This window comes from Nocardia sp. NPDC041819 (genome assembly GCF_055590505.1).
In genome coordinates, this window is record NZ_JBVJAP010000007.1 from 188834 (window position 1) to 211373 (window position 22540).

General features: G+C 64.8%; 5 protein-coding genes. All 5 read left to right on the forward strand.

The window, feature by feature from the left end; genetic code table 11:
- Positions 1 to 88 precede the first annotated feature (88 nt).
- The 5 genes from ACZ6DL_RS21465 (at position 89) to ACZ6DL_RS21485 (ending at position 22472) form a co-directional block, all read left to right on the forward strand.
- On the forward strand, positions 89 to 8074 hold the full coding sequence (locus ACZ6DL_RS21465; protein ID WP_466053504.1) for a SpvB/TcaC N-terminal domain-containing protein: 7986 nt from the start codon (positions 89 to 91) through the stop codon (positions 8072 to 8074).
- A gap of 19 nt (positions 8075 to 8093) precedes the next feature.
- Positions 8094 to 18815, forward strand: coding sequence for a Tc toxin subunit A-related protein (locus ACZ6DL_RS21470; RefSeq protein WP_466053506.1), 10722 nt, complete (start codon positions 8094 to 8096; stop codon positions 18813 to 18815).
- A 345-nt stretch (positions 18816 to 19160) separates the two neighbouring features.
- Positions 19161 to 20795 (forward strand): ISL3 family transposase, encoded by a 1635-nt coding sequence (locus ACZ6DL_RS21475; protein ID WP_466053788.1) that lies wholly within the window; start codon positions 19161 to 19163, stop codon positions 20793 to 20795.
- A gap of 185 nt (positions 20796 to 20980) precedes the next feature.
- Positions 20981 to 21160 carry a hypothetical protein gene (locus tag ACZ6DL_RS21480; protein WP_466053508.1) on the forward strand — a complete coding sequence of 60 codons (180 nt, stop codon included), beginning with the start codon at positions 20981 to 20983 and terminating at the stop codon, positions 21158 to 21160.
- A 253-nt stretch (positions 21161 to 21413) separates the two neighbouring features.
- On the forward strand, positions 21414 to 22472 hold the full coding sequence (locus ACZ6DL_RS21485) for a dTDP-glucose 4,6-dehydratase (protein ID WP_466053509.1): 1059 nt from the start codon (positions 21414 to 21416) through the stop codon (positions 22470 to 22472).
- The last annotated feature ends 68 nt before the right edge of the window (positions 22473 to 22540 follow it).

Genomic DNA, 22540 nt, shown 5'->3' on the forward strand with positions numbered 1-22540 from the left:
CGATCGCCGTGCGTCGGAAATCGTGTCGACAAATCGAAGCTAATCTAAGCCGCATCTGCTGAGAACAGGAACGGGCAAAGGGGGCATCGTGGAAAATGCTGATTCGCGGATCGCGCGTGATGATGTCGCGCCGGCTGTCGGAATGAGCAACCCCAAACAGGCCGACAATGACTCCTTCTTCGTGTCCGCGCCAACCGTCTCACTGCCTAAGAGCGGCGGTGCCATCAAAGGCATCGGCGAGAAGTGGTCGGTCAACGCCGTGACCGGCACCGGTAGCCTGGCCGTGCCCATCGAAACCTCGCCCGGACGGTCGGGGCTGCGCCCGGAGCTGTCACTGACCTATGACTCCGGCACGGGCAACAGTGTGTTCGGTCTCGGCTGGCAGTTGTCGTCCGCAGCAGTAACGCGCAAGACAGACAAGGGAATTCCCAGATACCGCGACGCTGAGGACAGCGACGTCTTCGTCATGACCGGCAGCGACGATTTGGTTCCCGTTGACATCGCGGGAGCCCGCTTCGAAGACCGGACCACGGCACCCGGGTACGTGATACACCGGTACCGTCCGCGCATCGAGAGCCAATTCGCGCGCACCGAGCGCTGGACACGGCTCAGCGATCCCGCCGACGTGCACTGGCGCTGCTGGTCGCGAACGAACGTTCTGACGGTATTCGGCCGCAACACGGACTCCAGAATCACCGATCCCGAAGATCCCACGCGGATTTTCAGTTGGCTCGTCTGCGAGACGCGCGATGCCTACGGCAATGCCGTTCTCTATAACTACAAGCCTGAAGATGCAACGAACGTTCACCTCAGCGACGCATGCGAAGTCAACCGAGGGATATCCGGGGACCCTCGCCGCAAAGTCGCTCGGTATCTCAAGAACATCACTTACGGCAACCGTATTCCGTTGCTGGCCAACGACGGAACCCGTCCGACGTGGCTGACAACCCAACAGATCGCCGACGCCCAATGGATGTTCGAGGTCGTCTTCGACTATGGCGAACACAACGAAGGCACACCCACACCCGCCGACAACGGCGCGTGGCTGGCTCGCCTCGACCCGTATTCGACCCGACGGGCCGGCTTTGAGATCCGCACCCACCGCCTATGCCGACGCGTACTGACGTTTCATCATTTCCCCACCGAGCCCAACATCGGCACAAACTGCCTTGTTCGCGCCACATCGTTCGCGTACGACGAGAACCCCATCGCCACTTTCCTGACCTCTATCACCCCCAGCTGCCATCGGCGCGTCACCGGCGGCTATCTCTCCCGCACCATGCCGCGACTGGAATTCGACTACAGCCAGCCCGTCGTTGGCACCGCGATAGGCGACATCGACGAAGCCAGCCTCGAGAACCTCCCCGCCGGTGCATCAGGCCCGCCCTACATGTGGGCCGACCTCGACGGCGAAGGACTGACGGGACTACTGGCTGAACAGGCCGGCGGCTGGCACTACAAGCGCAACGAGTCGCCACTGAATCGGACGGCCGCAGCGCCAACGTGGGACGCTCGCTTGGCCCCGCTGGAGACCATCGATCCGATCCCCAACGCGGCACCACTGTCCGACAACGCCGTCAAGCTGCTCGACCTGGCCGGCGACGGGCGCCTAGATGTCGTCGAATTCGATGCGCCGCTGCGCGGCTTCTACGAGCGCCGTGACCGCACCGGCTGGCACGTACTACGTCCATTCGAGGCGATCCCCAACATCGCGTGGACCGATCCGAACCTGCGCTTCATCGACCTCACCGGTGACGGACTGGCAGACATCCTCATCACCGATGATGATGTCCTGACCTGGCATGCCTCGTTAGGTGAGGACGGCTTCGCCGATGAACAGCGCAGCTCCCCCACCCCCGACGAGGAGCGCGGCCCGCGCGCGGTCTTCGCCGACTCCACCGAGGCAATCCTGCAGGCCGACATGACCGGCGACGGATTGACCGACATCGTGCGCATCCGCAACGGCGAAGTGTGTTACTGGCCCAACTGTGGGTACGGCCGTTTCGGCCCGCGGATTCCGATGAAGGACTCACCGTGGCTCGCCTCGGCGGAGGAATTCGACGCCCGCCGTGTCCGGCTCGCGGACATCGACGGATCCGGACCCACCGACCTCATATATCTCGGGTTGTCCACAACACGATTCTGGCGCAATCATTCTGGCAACGGGTTCAGTGAACCCACCGAGCTGATGACGCTACCTCCGGTGGACAACATCGTCACCATCACGACAGCGGACATACTCGCCAATGGCACCACGGCACTCGTCTGGTCCTCCGCGATGACCGACGGTGTAACGGCGCCTATGAAGATGCTCAGTCTGATGGCCGACGGCAAGCCCCACCTGTTGACCAGGGTGCGCAACAACCTTGGCGCCGAGACCCGCATCCACTATGCGCCCTCGACCTACTTCTATCTCAAGGATCGAGCCGAGGGCCACCCCTGGATCACGCGCCTTCCATTCCCCGTCCATGTCGTCGAACGCGTCGAGGTCTACGACCGAATCAGCCACAACCGGTTCGTCACCCAGTACAGCTACCACCACGGCCACTTCGACGGACAGGAACGCGAGTTCCGCGGCTTCGGCCGAGTCGACCAACTCGACACGGAAGAACTCGGGGCGCTGCGACCGCCAGGCGCAGCCCCGGCAGGAGACAACTTCAACGAAAGTTCCTGGACTCCACCAACCTTGACAAAGACGTGGTTCCACACCGGTGTGCACGCCGGCCACAATCGGGTGTCCCGATACTTCGCCGGTCTGTCCAACGCGGGCGACCTCGGCGAGTACTACCGCGAGCCGGGCTGGAATGACCAACAGGCCAGTGACAACCTCCTCGACGACACCACTCTGCCCGATCTGCTGACTCCAGGCGAAGAGGCCGAGGCCTGCCGCGCACTCAAGGGCTCGATGCTGCGCCAGGAACTGTACGCACTTGACGACACCCCCGCCGCGAAGCATCCATACCTGGTGACGGAACACAACTACACGGTCGTGATGTTACAGCCCAAGAACCACAACCGAAATGCGGTCTTCTTCGCGCACGACGCTCAGGTGCTGACGTACAACTACGAGCGCAACCCCGCTGACCCGCGGATCTCACACCAAATCACCCTGCAAGTCGACGAGGTCGGCAACGTCGTCAAAGAAGCGGCCATCGGTTACGGCCGACGTACACCCATCGCCACCGAGTCGCTGGAGCCGGCCGACATTGATCGCCAAGCGCGCACCCTGATCACCTACGCCGAGCACCGGATGACCAACGCGGTCAACACCGGCACCGACTACCGAATCCAGGTGCCGTGCGAGAAAAGAAGTTTCGAGCTAGCCGGCTACCCCGCCTCCGGTGCCGCGGGACGCTACCAACCCTCGGACTTCATTGCATCTGGTACCTCCACCCCGCTCTTCGACAGCGAGATCGTCTACGAAGCGACGCCGACCGGCGGACGCCAACGCCGATGCGTCGAACACACGCGAACACTGTTCCGGCCCAACGACTTCGGTGCCGCCGCGGGTGACCCCGACGCCCTGCTACCCCTGGGCGCCATGCAATCGCTGGCCCTGCAGGGACAGAGCTACCGCCTGGTGTTCACCCCGGGGCTGCTCGCACGCCTCTACACCCGCAACGGCACCTCGCTGCTGCCGGCCAACCCTGGGCTCCTCTTACGCGGCGCCGGCCCCGACAAGGGCGGCTACATCGACAGCGCAAGCCTCACCGCAACCGGGATCTTCCCCAACACCGATGTCGCCAGCTGGTGGTGGGCACCGTCGGGGCGCGTGTTCCTCTCCCCCTCCACCACCGACACCGCCGGCGCCGAGCGGGATTTCGCGCGAACGCACTTCTACCTCGCCCACCGCTACCGCAGCCCGTTCGAACACACGACCAGAGTTAGTTACGACACCCATCTGTTGCTCGTCGTCGACACCACCGACCCCGTGGGCAATCGCATCACCGCCGGCGAACGCAGCGCTGGAGGCGTCATCGACCCGACCAAGCCCGGCAACGACTACCGAGTATTACTGCCCGCACGCGTCATGGACGCCAACCGCAACCGCATTCAGGTGCTCTACGACACGCTGGGCATGGTCGCGGCCACCGCCGTGATGGGCAAGCCGGAGCAGAACCTCGGCGACACCCTGGCTGGGCTCGATCCCGACCCGCCGACTGCCGACGTCCTCAACCACATCGACCACCCGCTGACGAACCCGCAGGCAATCCTCGGCGGAGCCACGAACCGCGTGTTGTACGACGTGTTCGCCTACCAACGGACGCAGGCGCTAGCCCAACCACTGCCGGTGTGTGCCTTCACCGTCGCACGCGAGACGCACGCCAGTGAACCGGCGCCTCCCGGCGGGGTGAAGATCAACGCGGCCTTTGCCTTCTTCGATGGATTCGGTCAGGAAATCCAACGCAAGGTTCGCGCCGAACCGGGACCGGTACCCGCGCGCGACGCCGCGGGCGCGGTCATCGTAGGCGCCGATGGCCAGCCCCAAATGACCGCAAACGCGGCTGACCCTCGCTGGGTGGGCAACGGCTGGACCACGTTCAACAACAAGGGTAAGCCGGTCCGGCAGTTCGAACCCTTTTTCACCAACCGGCACAGATTCGAATTCGATGTCCGCATCGGCGTCGGCCCCGTAACGTTCTACGACCCCCTTTCGCGGGTGGCGGCGACATTGTTCCCCGACCACACCTGGACCAAGGTGCGCATCGGTGCCTGGCGCACCGAAAGCTGGGACACCACAGACACATTGACCGTCACAGACCCAGGAAAGGACGCCGATGTCGGCGACTTCTTCAGCCGGCTCGACAACGACCTGTACCTGCCGACATGGCTTTCGCTGCGGCAGAGCGGCGCTCTGGGACCCGCCGAGCAGGACGCCGCCACCAAGTCGAAGCCGCTAGCTATGACTCCGGCGGAGTCCTACACCGATCCGATGGGCCGACCCTTCCTCACCGTCGCGCACAACAGAACCAACTACAGCGACACCGCCCCGGTCGACACCCGCCTGCGGTCCGTGGTCGAGATCGACATCGAGGGCAATCCCCGTAGCTTCACCGATGCCGCCGACCGGTTAGTCCTGGCCTGCGACTACGACATGGCTGGGCACCGACTGCGATCCGCGACCATGGACACCGGAACTCGGTGGCGGCTGCTGGACGCCACTGGACAGCCGCTTCACACCTGGAACGAGCGACGCAATGATCAGCGCACCGAGTACGACTCGCTTCGCCGACCCGTGGCGACATGGCTGTCGGAGATGGGCACACCCGAGAAACTCCTCGGCCGCACGGTATACGGCGAATCTGTACCGACGCCGGAAGCGCAGAACATGCGTGGTCAGCCGGTGCGCACCTACGATCAGGCCGGCGTTGCCGTAGGCGACGAGTTCGATTTCAAAGGCAACCCGTTGTCCGCCTCCCGTCAGCTGACACAAAGCTATGACTCCGTCGTGGACTGGTCGCAAGCCGTCGCGCTGCAGCCGGAAATCTACGTCACACGGTCCCGCTATGACGCCATGAACCGCATCGTGCAGGCGGTGACTCCCACCGACCCGGTAACCGGCTCCGGTGTCAGCGTCGCGCAACCGTCGTTCAACGAGGCAGGCCTACTCGACGCGATGCACGTCTGGCTCGCACGAGCGGGCGCCCCTGCAGGGCTGCTCACCACCGCCAGCGCCGACATGGCCGTGATCACCAACGTCGACTACGACGCCCACGGCCGCCGCACCCAAATCGACTACGGGAACCGCGCCAGCACCAAGCTTCAATACGACCCACTCACCGGGCGGCTTCGCCGCAGGCTCACCACACGCCCGCCGGCGACGTTCCCCAACGACTGCCCCACTCCAGTGCCCGTCGATTGGCCCGGCTGCCAGATCCAGAACCTCAGTTACACCTACGACGCGTCGGGGCGCCTCACCGCGATCAAAGACAACGCTCAACAAACCATCTTCTTCGCTAACCGCCGTGTGGACCCCGACACCGGCTACACCTACGACGCGATCGGTCAGCTTCTGGAAGCCACCGGCCGCGAACACCTCAGTGTCGGCGCTCCGACATCCCACGACTACAACGACGCCGCGCGCACCAACCTACCGGTCATGGGTGACGGCAACGCGGTAGGACGGTACCGCGAACGCTATACATACGACCTCAGCGGCAATATCTCAGCTCTCAAACACGTTGGAACCTCGCCGATTAACGCCGGCTGGACTCGCGAATACGTGTACACCGAACCCAGTCGGCTACAACCCACCAAGACATCCAACCGGCTCACCCGCACCGTCGTAGGAGCGCAGACCGAAACCTACAGCACTGGCGGAAACGGCTACGACGCAGACGGCAACCTGCTAGCCGCCCCCCAATTGTCGGCGATGCAGTGGGACTCCTCCGATCGGTTGGCTATGACTCAGCGGCAGGCGGTCAACGCTTCCGACGCCGACGGCATCGCCCACGCCGCAGAACGGACCTACTATGTCTACGACGGCGCCGGATCCCGCGTACGCAAGGTCACCCGCGCGGCAACAGGTCAACTCCGTGAGGAACGAATCTACCTCGACGGCATGGAAATTCACCGCCGCTACGGTGCCAACGCCGTCATCCGCGAGACCCTGCACATCAACGACGGCATCCACCGGATCGCGATGGTGCAGACCCGAACGCAAGGCAACGAGCCCGGAGTGCCGGCCAGAAAGACCCGATACCAGCTGCCCGACCACCTGAGCTCATCCACGCTGGAACTTGACGAGAACGCTGCGGTCGCCTCCTACGAGGAGTTCACCCCGTACGGCAGCACCGCCTACCAAGCGGTCAGCGCCAACATCGAAGTGCCCAAACGCTATCGGTTCACCGGCATGGAGCGAGACCCTGAAACCGGCTGGGAATACCACGGCGCTCGCTACTACGCGCCATGGCTGGGCCGCTGGATCAGCGCCGACCCGATCGGCATCGCCGGCGGCACCAACCTCTACAGCTACGTGCACAACAACCCGACCGGGAGCGTGGATCCCACGGGCACCGAAGACAAACCGATCACCCCCAGCGCAGATTGGCAAGCCGAAATCAAACGGCTGGCCGGCGAAGCGCGAGAAGGCCCGGTGCTTTACATCGCACCCGACGGCTCCGTCCAAACCATCAAGCAAGCCCAAACAACCGTGCTCTACGCACGCGGAGGAGTCGCCTACGACGAGCCGCAACCGACTCCCGCGCCTCCGCCACCTCAGCAGCCGCCACCAGAGCCCGATCACCACCTGGGCTTCTACCCGATGACTCAGGCCAAGGAGCAACTGCAGACTCAGGCAATGGAATCGTTCAAACGCGGCCAGATCGCCCAAGGCCTGATCGGTTGGGGGCTCAGCGAATTCATGAAACCCTTCGAAGCCGCCGAACTACTCATGCCCTACAACATTCCGGATCACTTCCTGTCCGCCGGCCAGTACGCGAAGCGCTGGGTGTGGTACGACATGCGCGGTCAATCGGCGCGCGGCCTGTGGGAGCTGTTCAAAGGTCACAGTGAAGCCAGCGCAGCCGTCGGCTCCGTGGAATTGATGGGAGCCGCGGCCTCTGCGCTCATGCCATCGGGCCTGAAGCCGTTGCCAGAACCGGTGATCGGCGGTGCATCGGGCAAGCCGCAGGCCAATCAGACGCTCCTGAACACCGAGCGGGGCTACCAAGGCACCGACAACTGCACACGGTGCACGGCGGCGTGGCTGGAAACCATCCAGTCTGAGGGCGAAGCGGGCGAATTCCACTCCAGCCAGTACCCCAAGATGGATCCCAATAAGCGGAACGTCGCCAACATCAACGAGTGGCTGCGACAAGAGACAGCGCTTGAAATCGGTGAACAAGGCGTCACGAACAACATGACCGGCGAGGGCGTATACGTCGTGCACCTGAACCCGTTCGTCATCCCGCAGAACTCGCCCGTGCCAGCGATGCGAGGCACGCTGGCCTCACCCCATGTGATGGTCGGCTGGAAAGTATTCGGCGAAATCACCCTCTACGACCCTCAAATCAACGCGGTCTGGCCGTCATCGACTCCCTATATCGCGTTTCCCACCAGCCTCAAGTTCTGACCCTCCCGAGGAGGACACCATGCAACTCGACGGACGAATTCTGCGTCCGGGAGACACCGGCGCCGACGTGGCGCGCCTGCACACAGAACTGGCTGTGCTCGGTTTCGACATCCCGCCCACCGAACGTCGGCGTAAACAGTTCGACGCGGCCACCAAAGACGCGGTGGAGTTCCTGCAGCAGACCTTCCCATCTGATCTGGCGGCATTGGCATGGGGCGGTGAGGCCGGCGTTGTCGATGTCGCCACGGCGCGGCTCATCGACAACCTGGTTGCGCGGCGGCGACCTGACGTATCCAGTCCACCGCGTCACCGCGTCGATGGCGTCGTCTCCGACCGATCGGGCCATCCATGCGCTGGTCTGACCGTGCACGTCTACGACCAGAACGTCACCGCCAAGAGGAGTCTGGGCAGCGACGACACCGACGCCGACGGCATCTTCGGCGTGTCGTTCGACTTCCCTGACGATTCCCCCGGCGAGACGCGCGAAGACACAGCCCCACCGCGGCCGGATCTCGTCTTCGAGGTGACCGACGAGGATGACTGCGCGCGCCCGGTGCTCGGAATTACCGTCGCCACCTTGTCGGGTGAGGTTGCTGTGCCTCCCATCGCACCAAGCCCCGACGCGCCGCTCATTCTCGTCAACAGCGCGCCGCAGGTTCGTGTCCGGCTGTACGTCGACGCCGCCGACGGAGAGCGTCCGGTCTCCGAACTCGAACGTGTCCGTGCCCGGCTGGCTCCTGCACTTCGCGGACTGCCATACCACCAGATACAGGAAAGCGATGGCCGCTACCAGGTGTCGTTCCTGACCGCGGAGACCGGAGTGGTGCGCGAGCTGATCGAACGATTGATCGCCGCTGCGCACGCCAGCCGACAATGCGGTGAGCACGGACACGAGATATCACTGGCGGTGTTCTACGGACTGGCCTACGCCGGGCTGGGCAGTCAATTGGCCGCACTGGCTCAACAGACGCGCGCCACGCTGAGCCGGGGCCTCCGCGATGCGGTCAAGGCCATAATCATTCCCCACCGCGGCGGGGAACAGATCGAATCCGACATCGACCATCTACTCGTCGCGGCGACCGATCAAGCGTTAGGCACCGCGAATTCCGACAACCCCAGCGGGCGTGACTGGTTGCAGATCGTCGGGCTTTCGCCACAGCAGCAACGCTTGCTGTTTCGCCGGCTGACCGATAGCGACCAACCCGAGGACGTGATCTGGCAACAGATGCGCGACGACCCCGAATTGGGCGGAGCAGCACGCGTCAACCGGGCGGCGCTCGTGATGCGTCTGGCAGACTTCACCGAAAGCAATGCGGCACTCGTTGATCTGCTGCTGCACCACGATTCCACGAATATCCGCACCCCCGACGACATAGCTCGCCTCGACGAGCCGACGCTGCGCAGACTGGTCGACAGCGCGGGGTTGCCCCCGTCCGCCGAACCCGGCGACGACGAGGACGCGGCGCGCGCCGCATACGTCCAGCGCCTCTTGCACGGGGCGCAGATCGCGTGGCCCACGACAGCGGTGGAGACCACCATCGCCCGTCAGCACGCTGAACTGAACGTCGACCCCGATGCAGCGCGATGGCTACGCGCCGCCAGCCGGGCCGCCTACGCCGGCGCAGCGCCGCCGTTCGACCTCAAAGCCAGCCACATCGATCGCTACATCGCCGAACACGGTGAAGCACTTGACATTCACCCCGAAAACCCCGAACGCACCCGCGCCGACCTCAAACGGCTCCAACGCACCCTGATGATCGCTGACAACGCGAACCACGTCGCGCCGCTGCTGCGGCGCGGACTGGACTCGGCGGCCACGGTGGCCAACATTCCCGCAGCCACCTTCATCGCCGAACACGCCGACACGCTCGGCGAATCCGCGGCCGATATCCACCAGCGCGCCACCGATATTCACCTCGCCCACCTGGCCATGCACACCGCCGTCATCGGTGCGGTTACCCAGGTCCGCGCCGCCGGCCCGGCCGCCCCGCCGCCGGTGACCGTGGCCGACATCGTCAAGACGATCCCCAGCTACGCCGACTTCTTCGGCGAACTGTCGTTGTGCGACTGCGATGACTGCGAGTCGGTGCTCAGCCCCTCGGCCTACCTCGTCGATCTGCTGCAATTCTTGTCGCGATCAGCCAAGAACGCCGCAGGCAAGACCCCGCTGGACATTTTGCTCGCCCGCCGCCCCGATATCGAGCACATACTGCTCACCTGCGAGAACTCCAATACCCCGATGCCGGCGATCGACCTGGTCAACGAAATTCTGGAGACCATCGTCGTACTGGGCCACGTCGACGCGTCGGCCGCCCACGACACCGGCACCGCCACCCCAGACGAGCTGGCAGCCAACCCGCAATTCACCCTCGAAGCCGCACGCGACGCCCTGCGTGACGCGGCGTATCCCATCGACTTGCCCTACGACCTTCGGATGCACACCGTGCGGGCCTTCTTGAAATCATTGGGCACCAGCCGATTCGAAGTGATGGCTACCCTGCGTCAGGACGCTCTGCACACCAACCCCGTGTTGGCCACCGAGGAGGCCATCGCCAGTGAAGCCCTCGGACTATCGAAGCTGGACTTCGAACTCATCACCGGCATGCAGTACGGCGGCGCCGGCGCGCCCGTCGGCACCTTGGAAGACCTCTACGGCCTGGACGTGACCAGCCTGGTGCCTAACCTGGGCGCCGGCGCTACTGGCAACGCCGTACGGGTCCTGCAACAGAAACTCATCACCTACGGTGCCATACCCACACCCGCGATTACCGGCGTACTCGACGCCGCAACCCAGGCCGCGCTCATCGATCTGCAGACCGACGCCGGGCTGCCAGCCACCGGCACCACCGACGCCGCGACGTGGAACGTCCTCGACGGCCTAACCCCAGGCATGGGACCTGGGCTGTTGAGCTGGGTCACCGAATTCCTCCAACGTACTCAACGTTCCTACACCGACCTGGTGGCCCTGCTGCAGACGCGCACCCTCAACCCCGGTGCCACCGGTGTCGCCGCGCTCGGCCCGACGAAGGTCACGTGGAGCGACGTCGCCGCGCTCGCCGCCACCGGCTTCACCACACCGAACGCGGCGATCATCGCGGGCGCCGCCGTGCTCGGGCTGACCGTCGCCGAACTTGTTGACTGGCTGCACGACCATTACGACCAGCTAGCCGCCACCCTGGTCATCGCATCACCTGACAACGACTGCGATCTGGCCAATGCCAGACTGCGGCGCGTTGACGGCGCCACCGTGTCGGCCGAGACGTTTATCGCCATCAACCGCTTCCTGCGGCTGTCGGCGCGCACGGCACTGACCATCACCGACCTCGACGTCACGTTGAGCGCCTTTGCCGAGATAGGCATCACCGGTACCACCGACGCCAACACCCCGCTGTCACTGGCTGCGTTGCAGCGCCTAAAGGAACGACTGTCGCTGACCGTACCCGAAGTCGCCGTCTTGCTCGGACACCTGCAAACCGGCAGCCAGTCGCTTCACACCGCGCTGTTCCTCAACCGCGCAGCCCTTGCGCTGGACGACAGCTTCGAATTGTCGCTGGACGGAACCGAACTAGCGTTGGCCGAGCCGATTGACCAGCACGTGCCGGCCCTGCTGGCCGCCTTCCGCCTCACCGCAGACGAGCTCGCCCTCATCCGCACCGACGCCGGTCTCAGCGGCACCGCCGACATACTCACCCTGCACCGGCTGGCTGCGATGTACCGCTACGCGGTGCTGGCTCGCGCGCTCAACATCGAGGTCGCTGACGTCATCACCATGCGGGCGCTGGGCACTGTAGACCCCTTCGAATCGGTGACCCATCAGCCGCTACGGCTGGAACAATTCGTCACCGCCATCGACACCGTGTCCTCAACCGACCTGACCATCGCCGACGTCGACCAACTGCTGCGCCACCTGTCCCGCACCGGATCCACTGACGCCGACGCTGAGGAGCTCACCTACCTTGCCGCCACCCTGCACGGCGGGCAAAGCGATCTTGCCGCAGATATCGGCGAAGAGTCCGGCATGCCGGTCGAACGGTTCCGGACCTTGCTGGCCCAGCTCGTTGGAACCGAAGCAGTCGACCGCTTTCTCGGGATCACCACCGGCTCAGCCACATTCACCGCCGCCTACGCCGGCACGCCCACCGCCGCGCAGATCACCGCGCTGGCCCCCAACGTCACCGTCGAGACCGATGCGCAGCTCATCAGGTTCACCCGGGTGGCCATGCCCGCAGGAGCCACTGTCACCCTCGGCGCGCTCACCGACGCCGAGAAGGCGACCCTGCAGGCGGCCGCCGCAGGCGACGCCGGCCTCGTCGACGCCATCGGCATGCTGCACGCCGCACCTCGCAAGGTCCTCGACGACGTGCTGGCGGGCATAAGCGGCGGGCCCGCTGTGGCGGCCACTATCTTGGCCACCGGTGCTGGCGCGCTGAACGTCGAAGCCAAACTGGCCTACGTCGTCGACGAGTTACTCCCCTACGTCCGCGAAGCGCTGGCCCGTTCCCTGATCAAACAGGAGCTTCTGGTGTTCACCGGACTTCCGGCACCGACGCTGGCCAACCTGCTCGAGGACACCACGCTGGCCACCGCCCCCGGTTCGACCCGACCGCTGGTGACGCCGCTACGCGATCTCGAGCACGGCGGATGGTCGGCGAAGTTCTTCGCCTCCACCACGCTCAGTGGTGCGCCGCTGGCCACCGCCGAGCTCGACTCGCTGAACTACCCGGCCGCGACGGTCGACTTCGGCCAAGCCAGCGCTGTTGGCAGCGCGCGGTTTTCGGCGCATCTGCTACCCCGCAGCCCGACGGCTATCGCGATCGAGGTTCGCGGCACCGGAACTCCCACCCTCATCTGGAACGGTGCGACGGTGCCGGCCGTGCAGACCGGACAGCTATGGCGCTTCGATGCCCGCAGCGTCGCCGCCCGCAAGCGCATCGCGATCACTGTGGAATGGCGACGCACCGCCGCCGGGCCCACCGAGCTGACGTTGGCATGGATCAACGGCACCGAACCACGCAGTCCCCTGCCGGCCCGGCTGCTGGTGCCCGAGAGCCGTTTTCGCAGCGCGGTCGCAGCTCTCACTCGACTCGACAACGCCGCCCGCACGGTGCGCGGTACCGGACTCACGTCAGCACTGCTGCGACACGTCGCAGCGCATCCCGCCGCGTTCGACGGGTTCAGAATCGACGCGCTACCGCTCTCACGCGAGGCGGCGGCCGCCGTCGATGCCGCCGCGCCGATCCTGATGCGCGGCTTGCTGCGGCTGATCGGCCTGCACAAACTGTCGCCCAAGCTACGCGGCGACGACGCGCTGATCGCCATAGTGGGGTCAGGGTCGATCGCCGCCGCCACCCCGCTGATCGCGACAGCGCTGGGTCTCGACGCCACCGATGTCACCCTTCTGTTGGGCCCCACCGGATTCAACGCCGCGCCGGCACATCTGACGGACGGCAGCGCGTTGAGACTGCTCACCCCGGCGGCGGCGCTGATCCGCCGCGTCGGTATCTCGGCATCGGACCTATTGAAATGGACCACCACCGCCGTGGATGCCGCCCAAACCGAAGACGTCAAACGCGCAGCACGAGCCCGCTTCACCGACACCGACTGGCTGGCGCTATCTAGCGGGATCAACGATCCGCTGCGTGAAGCGTGGCGTGATGCCTTGGCCAGCTGGCTGGTTGCGCGGCTAAACCTGGCCAACCGCGATCAGCTCTTCGAACTGCTGCTCATCGACACCCAGGTGTCGGCATGCGTGAAGTCCTCACGCGTGCTCGATGCCATCAAGGTCGTCCAAAACTTCGTGCTCCGTGTGCAACTGAATCTCGAGAACTTCGGCCCGGCCCACGCCAACACGGTTTTGCCCTCGGCGATCGACCGCCAAATCTGGGCGGAGAAGAAGTTCTACCGCGTCCAAAACGCCGCCCGCACCGTCTTCATGTATCCCGAGAACTACATGCTGGAGCTGCAGCGCGACAACATCACAAGTCAGTTCCGGTCCTTCATCAACGACGTCGGCCAAGCCGACCAGTCACCTGACGGCATCGAAACCGCATTCCTCAACTTGCTCAAAGGTGTCGACGAGGTGGCCCGGCTGGAAATCTGCGGCGCCTGGGCCCAGGGCTACGACGCCGGCGCCCAACGAGAAGTCGACCTGGTGCACCTCATCGGCCGCAGCACCGTCGGCGCACCCTACTCGTACTATTACCGACGCCTCGAGAACGACAGCCACTGGACACCCTGGGAGCGTGTCCCGATCGATATCGACACCCTCCACGACGGCAAGGTGGAAGGGGCACATGTCGTCCCGGTGATCTGGAACCGGCGGCTCTACGTGTTCTGGCCCATCATGGAGGTCAAACCCGACCCAAGTTCCGGCAGCGGTAACCCGTTGGCCGAACCGCAGGCGCACAAAGACTGGCGCAAGGCTCACCAAGCATGGGAGGCCGCGCACGCTAAATGGCAACAGGACTACGCGAAGTGGGCTGCCGACAAGGCCGCGTGGGAAGCCTGGAACGCCGCGCACGGTAAGTCGCTGTTTTGGGAGATTCCACCACCAACGGAGCCCGTCGAACCGCCCGAGCCCGACAGTACCGAGGCCATCCGCCCCCAAAGCACCCACATGGAGATCCGCATCGCGTGGTCGGAGTTCTTTGACGGCCGCTGGTCGGCCAAGGAGGTCTCCTCGCTGACATTGACCTCCAGCAACGTCCACCCCGAGCAGTACGTGTTCTCGGCGGTATCCATTTACGACGGACGACTTTTCGTCGAGTTCATCTGCCGCCACCTGGTCGTGCAGTGGGTGCCCAACCCCAGCAAGGGCGGCGGCTTCATGAAGATCGAGAACACCTCCGCCGATCAGAGCGCCGACCGCGGCACCTTCGAACTCAACGGCATCAACGGACGCCTCAAGGCGACGTCGGCGACGCTGGGTATGGGGCCAGGGCAGACCGGAAACCTGTGGATTGTGCAGCCCGACAACACGTTACCGGTGTTTAACACCTTCGAGCTGCGCCCCGGCGGGTCCGGACTGACCTTCAACATCGGCGACTATCTGCCGCTGAACGCCCGGCTGATCCCGACCCCGGTGATGAACGCCCGTCGCCAGCCCCTACCCGTACTGACCCGCTCGCCCAGCACGTACCGCGTCACCCCGCCGCACCACTACGCCCAGTACGTTTTGCAGGGGCCGAGCTTCTATCAGGACTTCGACCGCACCTACATCGTCACCCGCGTCTACGGGCTGCCCCGCGTAGTGGCGGGGCGGGACTTCCTGAGGCGGATGACCTTGGAAGCCTCGAAACAGAAATTCAGTGACCTGCTCGTCAGCGAATTGCCCGATAAGCCCATCGATTCCGTGCTGGCACAGCAACGATGCATCTACGGGCCCGCCGTCGCGGCCAACCCGCCGCTGGCGTTGGCAGCACAGGCGCTGTCCCGCGATACGGTGCTGCTTCCCGCCGACAAGATCACCGTCACCGCCGCACCACGCACCATCACCGCCGTCGACAAGATCACCCTCAACGCGCCCGCCTTGCGCCCGGATCTGGTCGACGAGGCCATCCACACCGTGCCATTGGTGCGGTTTCGCAACCTTTTTCACCCCCACATCACCGAATTCATCCGCCGACTCAACCAGGGCGGTGTTCCCGCGCTGCTGGCCACCGGCACCCAGCAACTTAGCAACGACGGCGGCGGCAACCGCTTCGCCGCGGAATACCAACCGACCGCCAACGTCACCACGCCTTACCCAGCCGAGATCGTGGACTTCGGCGACGGCGCGTACGCCCAGTACAACTGGGAGTTGTTCTATCACGCACCGATGTTGATGGCCGACGTCTTCGAAGCCGCAGGAATGTTCGACGACACCGAACGCTGCCTGCGCTATGTGCTCGATCCCACCGCCGGCACCGCCGCCAGCCCGCCCGGGGCCACCCCGGCGGAATTCTGGCAGTTCTTGCCGTTCAAAGGATCCATCCCGGCACGCATCCAAGAGTTGCTGACCGCGCTGAGCTACACCGGCACCGACCCGGTGAAGCTGCAACTGAAGTTGGAGGCCACCAAACAGATCGACGCCTGGGAACGCGATCCGTTCAACCCATTCCTCATCGGGCGACTGCGCCCCGGCGCCTTCCAGAAGCATGTGCTGATCCGCTGGGTTCAGCACCTGACCCTGCGTGCCGAAACTCTGCTGCGCAGTGAACGACCAGAGCCGATCAACGAAGCGGTGCAGATCCTCGTGTTCGCCGCCAACCTTATGGGGCCCCGACCGCAACGCGTTCCCGAACGCACCCGCCGCGCCCCGCAGACCTACGCCACCCTCAAAGCCAAGCTGGATCGGTTCGCCAACGCGTTGGTGGCGCTGGAAAACGAGTTTCCCTTCAGCGCACCGGCTCCCACGGGCGGCGGTGCCGGTGGAGGTCTGCTGGGCATGTCCGAGGCCCTGTATTTCTGTATCCCGCCCAACGCGCTACTGGAGTCGTTGTGGGACAGGATCGCCGATCTGCTGTTCAAGATCCGCCATTGCATGAACATCGAAGGCATCGTGCGCGAACTGCCGCTCTACGAACCGCCGATCGATCCCGCACTCCTGGTCGCGGCCCGTGCCCAGGGCCTCGATCTGGCCAGCGTCCTGGCCGACCTCGGCGCACCCTTGCCGCAGGAGCGCTTCGACACCTGCCTCGATCAGGCCAACCAGGCGGTGGAGGACGTGCGCCGTCTCGGTGCGGACCTCAAAGGCATCCTCGACGTGCGCGACGCCGAAGAGGCGACGCTGCGCCGCGCCGAACAGGACCTGCAGCTGCTACGCGATCATGTGCGCCAAACCAAGCTGCGTGAAGTCGACCAGGCCAAAGCGCAAATCAAAGCCCTCGAGGAGGCCCAACATCTACTCGAGACCGTGCGCATCCCTTACTACATGCGCCAACTGGGTCTCACCGAACCGTCCCCCAATGGTGTGATCGCCGACGCGCGGGTGGTGCTGAGCTCCTCAGAACAGGGACGCATCGATGCGCTGGGCAACGCGCGATCTATCCTGGCCGAAGCCAGCCAATATTCGATGGCGGCCAAGATGATGAGCGCCATCCCCACGATGATGACCGGCAGCGCGGGTATCAGCTCGCCGGTACTGGAGATCTATCTCGGCGGGCACATGCTTTCCCTGGGACTGGAAGCCTTCGCACAAAGCAAGTCCAACAACGCCGCCGACGCCACCCACCACGCCACCCTGTCTGAAATCCGGGCCACCGTGGAACGACGCGCCCAGGAATGGTCACTGGCCCTGTCTACAGCCGTCGGTGAATACGCCCACGGCGAAAAACAACTCGTCGCCGCTCGTATCGCGCTGGACCTGGCCAACGTCGCGCTCACCTCTCACGACAAAGAAACCGAGTTCGCTGCGCAACGCCTGGACTTTCTGAAGAACAAGGACACCCGGCTGGTCCACCAGGACTGGCTCAAGCAAGAGATCGGCCTGCTGCTTGGGCAGTACTATCAGCACGCGTTCGACCTGTGCAAGCGAGCCCAGCAGGTGTATCGCTTCGACACCGGGGACCCTAACGCCACCTTCGTGGAGTTCGGCTACTTCGACAAGTCCCATCACGGACTGCTCTCCGGCGAGCGGCTGGCCCTGGCGATGCGCAAGATGGCGCGCGCACACCGCGACCAACAGCGCTACGAGTACGCGCTGTCCAAGCCGATATCCCTGGCGCAGCTCGACCCGATGGCCCTGGTTTCGTTGCGCGCCACCGGATCCTGCGAATTCGATCTCCCCGAATCGCTGTTCGACGCCGACTTCCCCGGCCACTTCATGCGCCGCATCCGCTCGGTGGCGGTCACGATCCCCTGCGTGGCAGGCCCCTACACAACCGTCAACGCCACACTGACACTGCTCAACAGTCGCATCCGCCGGACCAGCGCGCTCTCGCCGGCCTATGCAGAGCAGCCCAACGACCCACGATTCACCTATTACCAGGGTGTGGTGCGCTCCGTGGCGATGAGCCACGCCCAGGAGGACACCGGCCTCGCGCCGGACCGTAACCGCAATCGACTCGACCCGTTCGAGCGGTTCGGCCTGATCAGCCGCTGGCGGTTGGAGGTTCCGCTGGACACCAACGCCATCGACCCGCAGACGATCGCCAACGCCCTCATCCGCGTGGACTACAGCTCGCTGGATGGCGGTGCGCTGCTGCGCGACGCCGCGCGCACGGCCAACATCGTGCCTCCCCGGAAGAACCAGTCGCAGCTGTTCAGCCTGCGCCATGAGTTCGCCAACGCGTGGCACCGCGGTCTGCGACCCGCCAATGTCCTTGCCGCCGAGTCGATTTTCGAAGTCGACTTCGACGTCGAGCGCTTCCCCTACCTCATGCGCGCGCGTCGGCCGAGGATCACAGAGCTTACGGTGATACTGCAGGTCGACGACATCACCGCTTACCAGAGTGGCGCGCCGTTGCAGGTTCAACTCATGCTGACCCCGATGGCCAACGGTGCCCTGGCGGGCGCTACGGTCACCCAGACCGTGGCCCTGCAGTCGGTGCCCACTCGGCTCGGCGGGCTGCCGATGGCAAGAGTCAATATGGCCGCCAATACCCCGGCGCGACTACAGGTCAAAGCCACCAGCACCGACATCGGTCTGCTCGATGCCCGCTTCATCGAAGATATCGGCGCCGGAGCCGATCTGCGCCACCGCCTCAACACGCGAACGGTGCGCGACCTCAACGTCATCGCCACCTATGACACCCAAACATAAGGCACCGCAACGACTTTACCGTCGGCCAACGGTGTTGGCGGCAGGGGTTTGTAGGTACGGCGCACGATGACGGCCCGGATCCACCGTACTGAACTGCCGGGCGCTTCGGCAGGGTCGTGGTAGACCGGGTAGCAGATGGCTGCCGCGCCGGTGACCAAAGCAATTTGCGGGGAATCGGCCACCTGTCGCCGGTAGCGGGAATGCACACGCAGCGAAGCGGTCCCACATGCAGGTTCTGGCGCAAACAGTGTGATTGCGCCGTTCGGCGTGTTGCCGTTGGATCCGGCGCCGAATGGGTGATGGTGGCAGGCGTGCGTTGATCTGGTCCGAAAGTTGTTGCCGCACTTGGGTGATCTGCTGATCGATGATGTCGATATCGACGGCGATATGGTGGTCGTGGAGGCGACTGTTGCCACCGGACTGGCCCAGTGTCCTCGGTGTGGAACAGTTTCCGCGCGTGTGCATTCCCGCTATCGGCGGCGGTTGGCCGATGCCGCGGTCGCGGGCCGGAGGCTGGTGTTGCGGCTGGTCGTGCGCCGCTTCTTCTGCCTGAACAACGATTGTGTGGCAAAGACTTTCGCCGAGCAGGTCGACGGACTCACGGTGCGTTGGTCACGGCGGACGGACCAGTTGACCTCGATGCTCACCGCGATCGGGGTGGCCCTGGCGGGTCGAGCGGGTGCACGGCTGGTAAGCCGTTTGGGTCTGTCGGCCAGCCGAGACACCCTGCTGCGGTTGGTCCGCAGAGTGCCGGATCCGCCGGTCGGTGCCGTCAAAATATTGGGCGTCGACGATTTCGCCGTCAAACGCTCCCGCAGGTACGCCACAATCTTGCTGGATATGGTCACCCACCGGCCGATCGATGTCCTCGACGGCCGCGAGGCCGATCCGCTGGCCGTATGGCTGTCGGCGCATCCAGAAATCGAGGTGATTACTCGAGATAGGGCGGGGGCGTACGCCGAGGCCGCCCGCCGCGGCGCGCCGCAGGCCACACAATGCGCAGACAGGTGGCACCTCTGGAACAATCTGGGCCAGGCGGTGGAGAAAACCGCGATCGCGCACCGGAGCTGCCTCACTGAATTATCAACTGCCAGTAGCGATCCCACCGATTCGGTTCAATGCACTCCGGCCGTGGTCGACGCGGGCGGAACTGCCGATCCCGCGACAGCGCCGCCCGCCTCTCCTCGCAGCGAAGGGTATTCGCGGCTGCGTGCCCGCCCCATCGAACGCTACGAGGCGGTGCAGCGGCTTCGCGCTCAGGGCAAGGGATTACGCACCATCGCCACCGAACTCGATATCGACCGGAAAACCGCTCGCCGGTTCGCCATTGCTGCCAGTGCTGAGGACGTCATCGCCGCCACAACGGCCCGCGCCGGGATGCTGGACGAGTTCGTGCCGCACCTGCTTGCCCGCTGGAACGCCGGGCACACCAACATCGCGGCCCTGACCGCCGAACTGCGCGAGCTGGGCTACCGGGGCAGCCCCAACAACGTCTACCGCTTCCTGCGCCCCTACCAAGCCAGCAAGGCATCGACCCGCCCTGCTGTCGCCCCGCCACCGAAACCAAGAATCCGCGCGGTGACCGGCTGGATCATGCGCAATCCCGACACTCTCCCCGGCGCCGAAAACCAGCAGCTCACCAAGATTCTCACGTGCTGCCCAGAACTCGCCGCCACCCGCCGGCATGTCGGCGCCTTCGCGGCCATCATGCGTGACCTGCGCGGGGACCGTCTGCCGGAATGGATCGCACAGGTCCGTGCCGACGACCTGCCCGCGCTGCACTCCTTCGCTACTGGCCTCGAACACGACTTCGCCGCTGTCACAGCCGGATTGACGCTGCCGTGGAGCAATGGTCCGACCGAGGGCACAGTTAATAAACTCAAGCATCTGAAAAGGCAATGTTTCGGTAGGGCGAATCTCGACCTTTTGAGAAAACGCATCCTGCTCACTCACGCAACCGCTCAGCATCTCGGCAGATGATGATCACACTGTTTGCGCCAGAACCCACAACGGTGGCAAACGACACCAGCCAGTTCCTGCCAAGATCTTGACGCAGGACAGTCGAGTTCGCGCGCACCGGCCACGGTTGACGAAAGTTCCCGGACGCTCACTAAGACCGGCCGCAAGCACCGTACTGGTCGGTATGGCGAGATAGGCTCACCGGCATGGTGCAGGTCGGCGACAAGGTGCTCTTGGTGGCGGGCAGGGTCTCGGTATTCGAGGTCTTGGAATTCGAAGACGAGGATCATGCGCTCGTCCAGGCGGTGCTCGACTCGCCCGGCAGCTACCCGTTCAGCGTCCGCACCGACAGCCTCGTGCCAGCCGAACCCGCGGCGGGGTACTGAACGCTCGATCACCGAGCTTGTGACCTGAGTCCAAGCTGAGTAGTTCCTATCATCGCGTTCGTGTACGCGGTGTCCGCGCGACGCGCGCAGCCATCAGTTCGGCGCTGGGTCGATGTCCGCGGCCAGGTCGTGAGCTGTACGCCGAGTTGGTCGACGGCGGCTGCGCCGCTACCCCGAACCACGAACCAGACGAGGGTCAGTGGCGGTGTCTGAGGGCTCCGTAGAGGCGCGGGGTCGGCTAGGCTAGCCAGCCATGGCCGTCTACCTCGTCACCGGCGCCGCGGGCTTCATCGGCGCGAACTACGTGCATTTCCTGCTGGAGCGGGAGCCGGAGGCGCGGGTGGTGGCGGTGGACTATATCGGGTTCGCCGGGAACCTGGCCAACCTGGACCCGGTGATAGAGCGGATCACCTTCGAGAAGGCTGATATCGCTGATCTCGAGGTGATGGAGGCGATCTACCGGCGGTATCGGCCGGATTTTGTGGTCAACTTCGCCGCCGAGTCGCACAACGATCGCGCGATCCTGGGGCCGTCGGCGTTCATGCGGTCCAACGCGCTGGGTGCGCAGGTGATGGCCGAGGCCAGCCGTCTGGTGCCGGTGCGGTCGCATGTGCATGTGTCGACGATCGAGGTGTACGGGGAGCTGGCGCCGGGCGATGAGTGGTTCACCGAGCGCAGCCCGCTGAACGCGAAGACGCCGTACTCGGCGGCCAAGGCGGCGGGTGATCAGATGGTGCGCGCCTACATGGCGACCTACCCCGAGATGAACATCCGCCTGACCCATTGCGCGAACAATTTCGGGCCGTATCAGCTGCCGGAGAAACTGATCCCCCTGGCCGTGACGAACGTGCTTCGCGGCCGCAAGATCCCCGTCTACGGCGACGGGCTGCAAAGTCGTGACTGGCTGCATGTGCTGGATCACTGTGAAGCGGTGCACCGGGTGCTGCATGCGGAGCTCGGGCCGATCCCGAAAGCGGCAGCGACCGATCCGGGACTGTTGCCGATCTTCGACATCTCGGCACGTCAGGAAGTAACGAACCTGCAGATTGCCCGCATGGTGGTGACCGAGCTGGGGCTGGACCCTGAGGAGTGGATCGAGCACATCGAGGATCGCCCGAATCACGACCGCCGCTACGTGATCAATCCGCAGAAGCTCGAGACCGAGCTGGGGTGGCGGCCGGTACGGCAGTTCGAACCGGAGATCGCCGCGACGGTCCGCTGGTACCGCGACAACCGCGAGTGGTGGGAACGCATCCTCGCCGACAAGGGCGAACTCGGCTTCAACTGGAGTCAGGTGGGTTCGGCTCGATAACGGCGGATGACGTGCCGGGCGCACGCCTGACAACGTTGATCGGCTGATGCGTGGGGACACTGATCAGC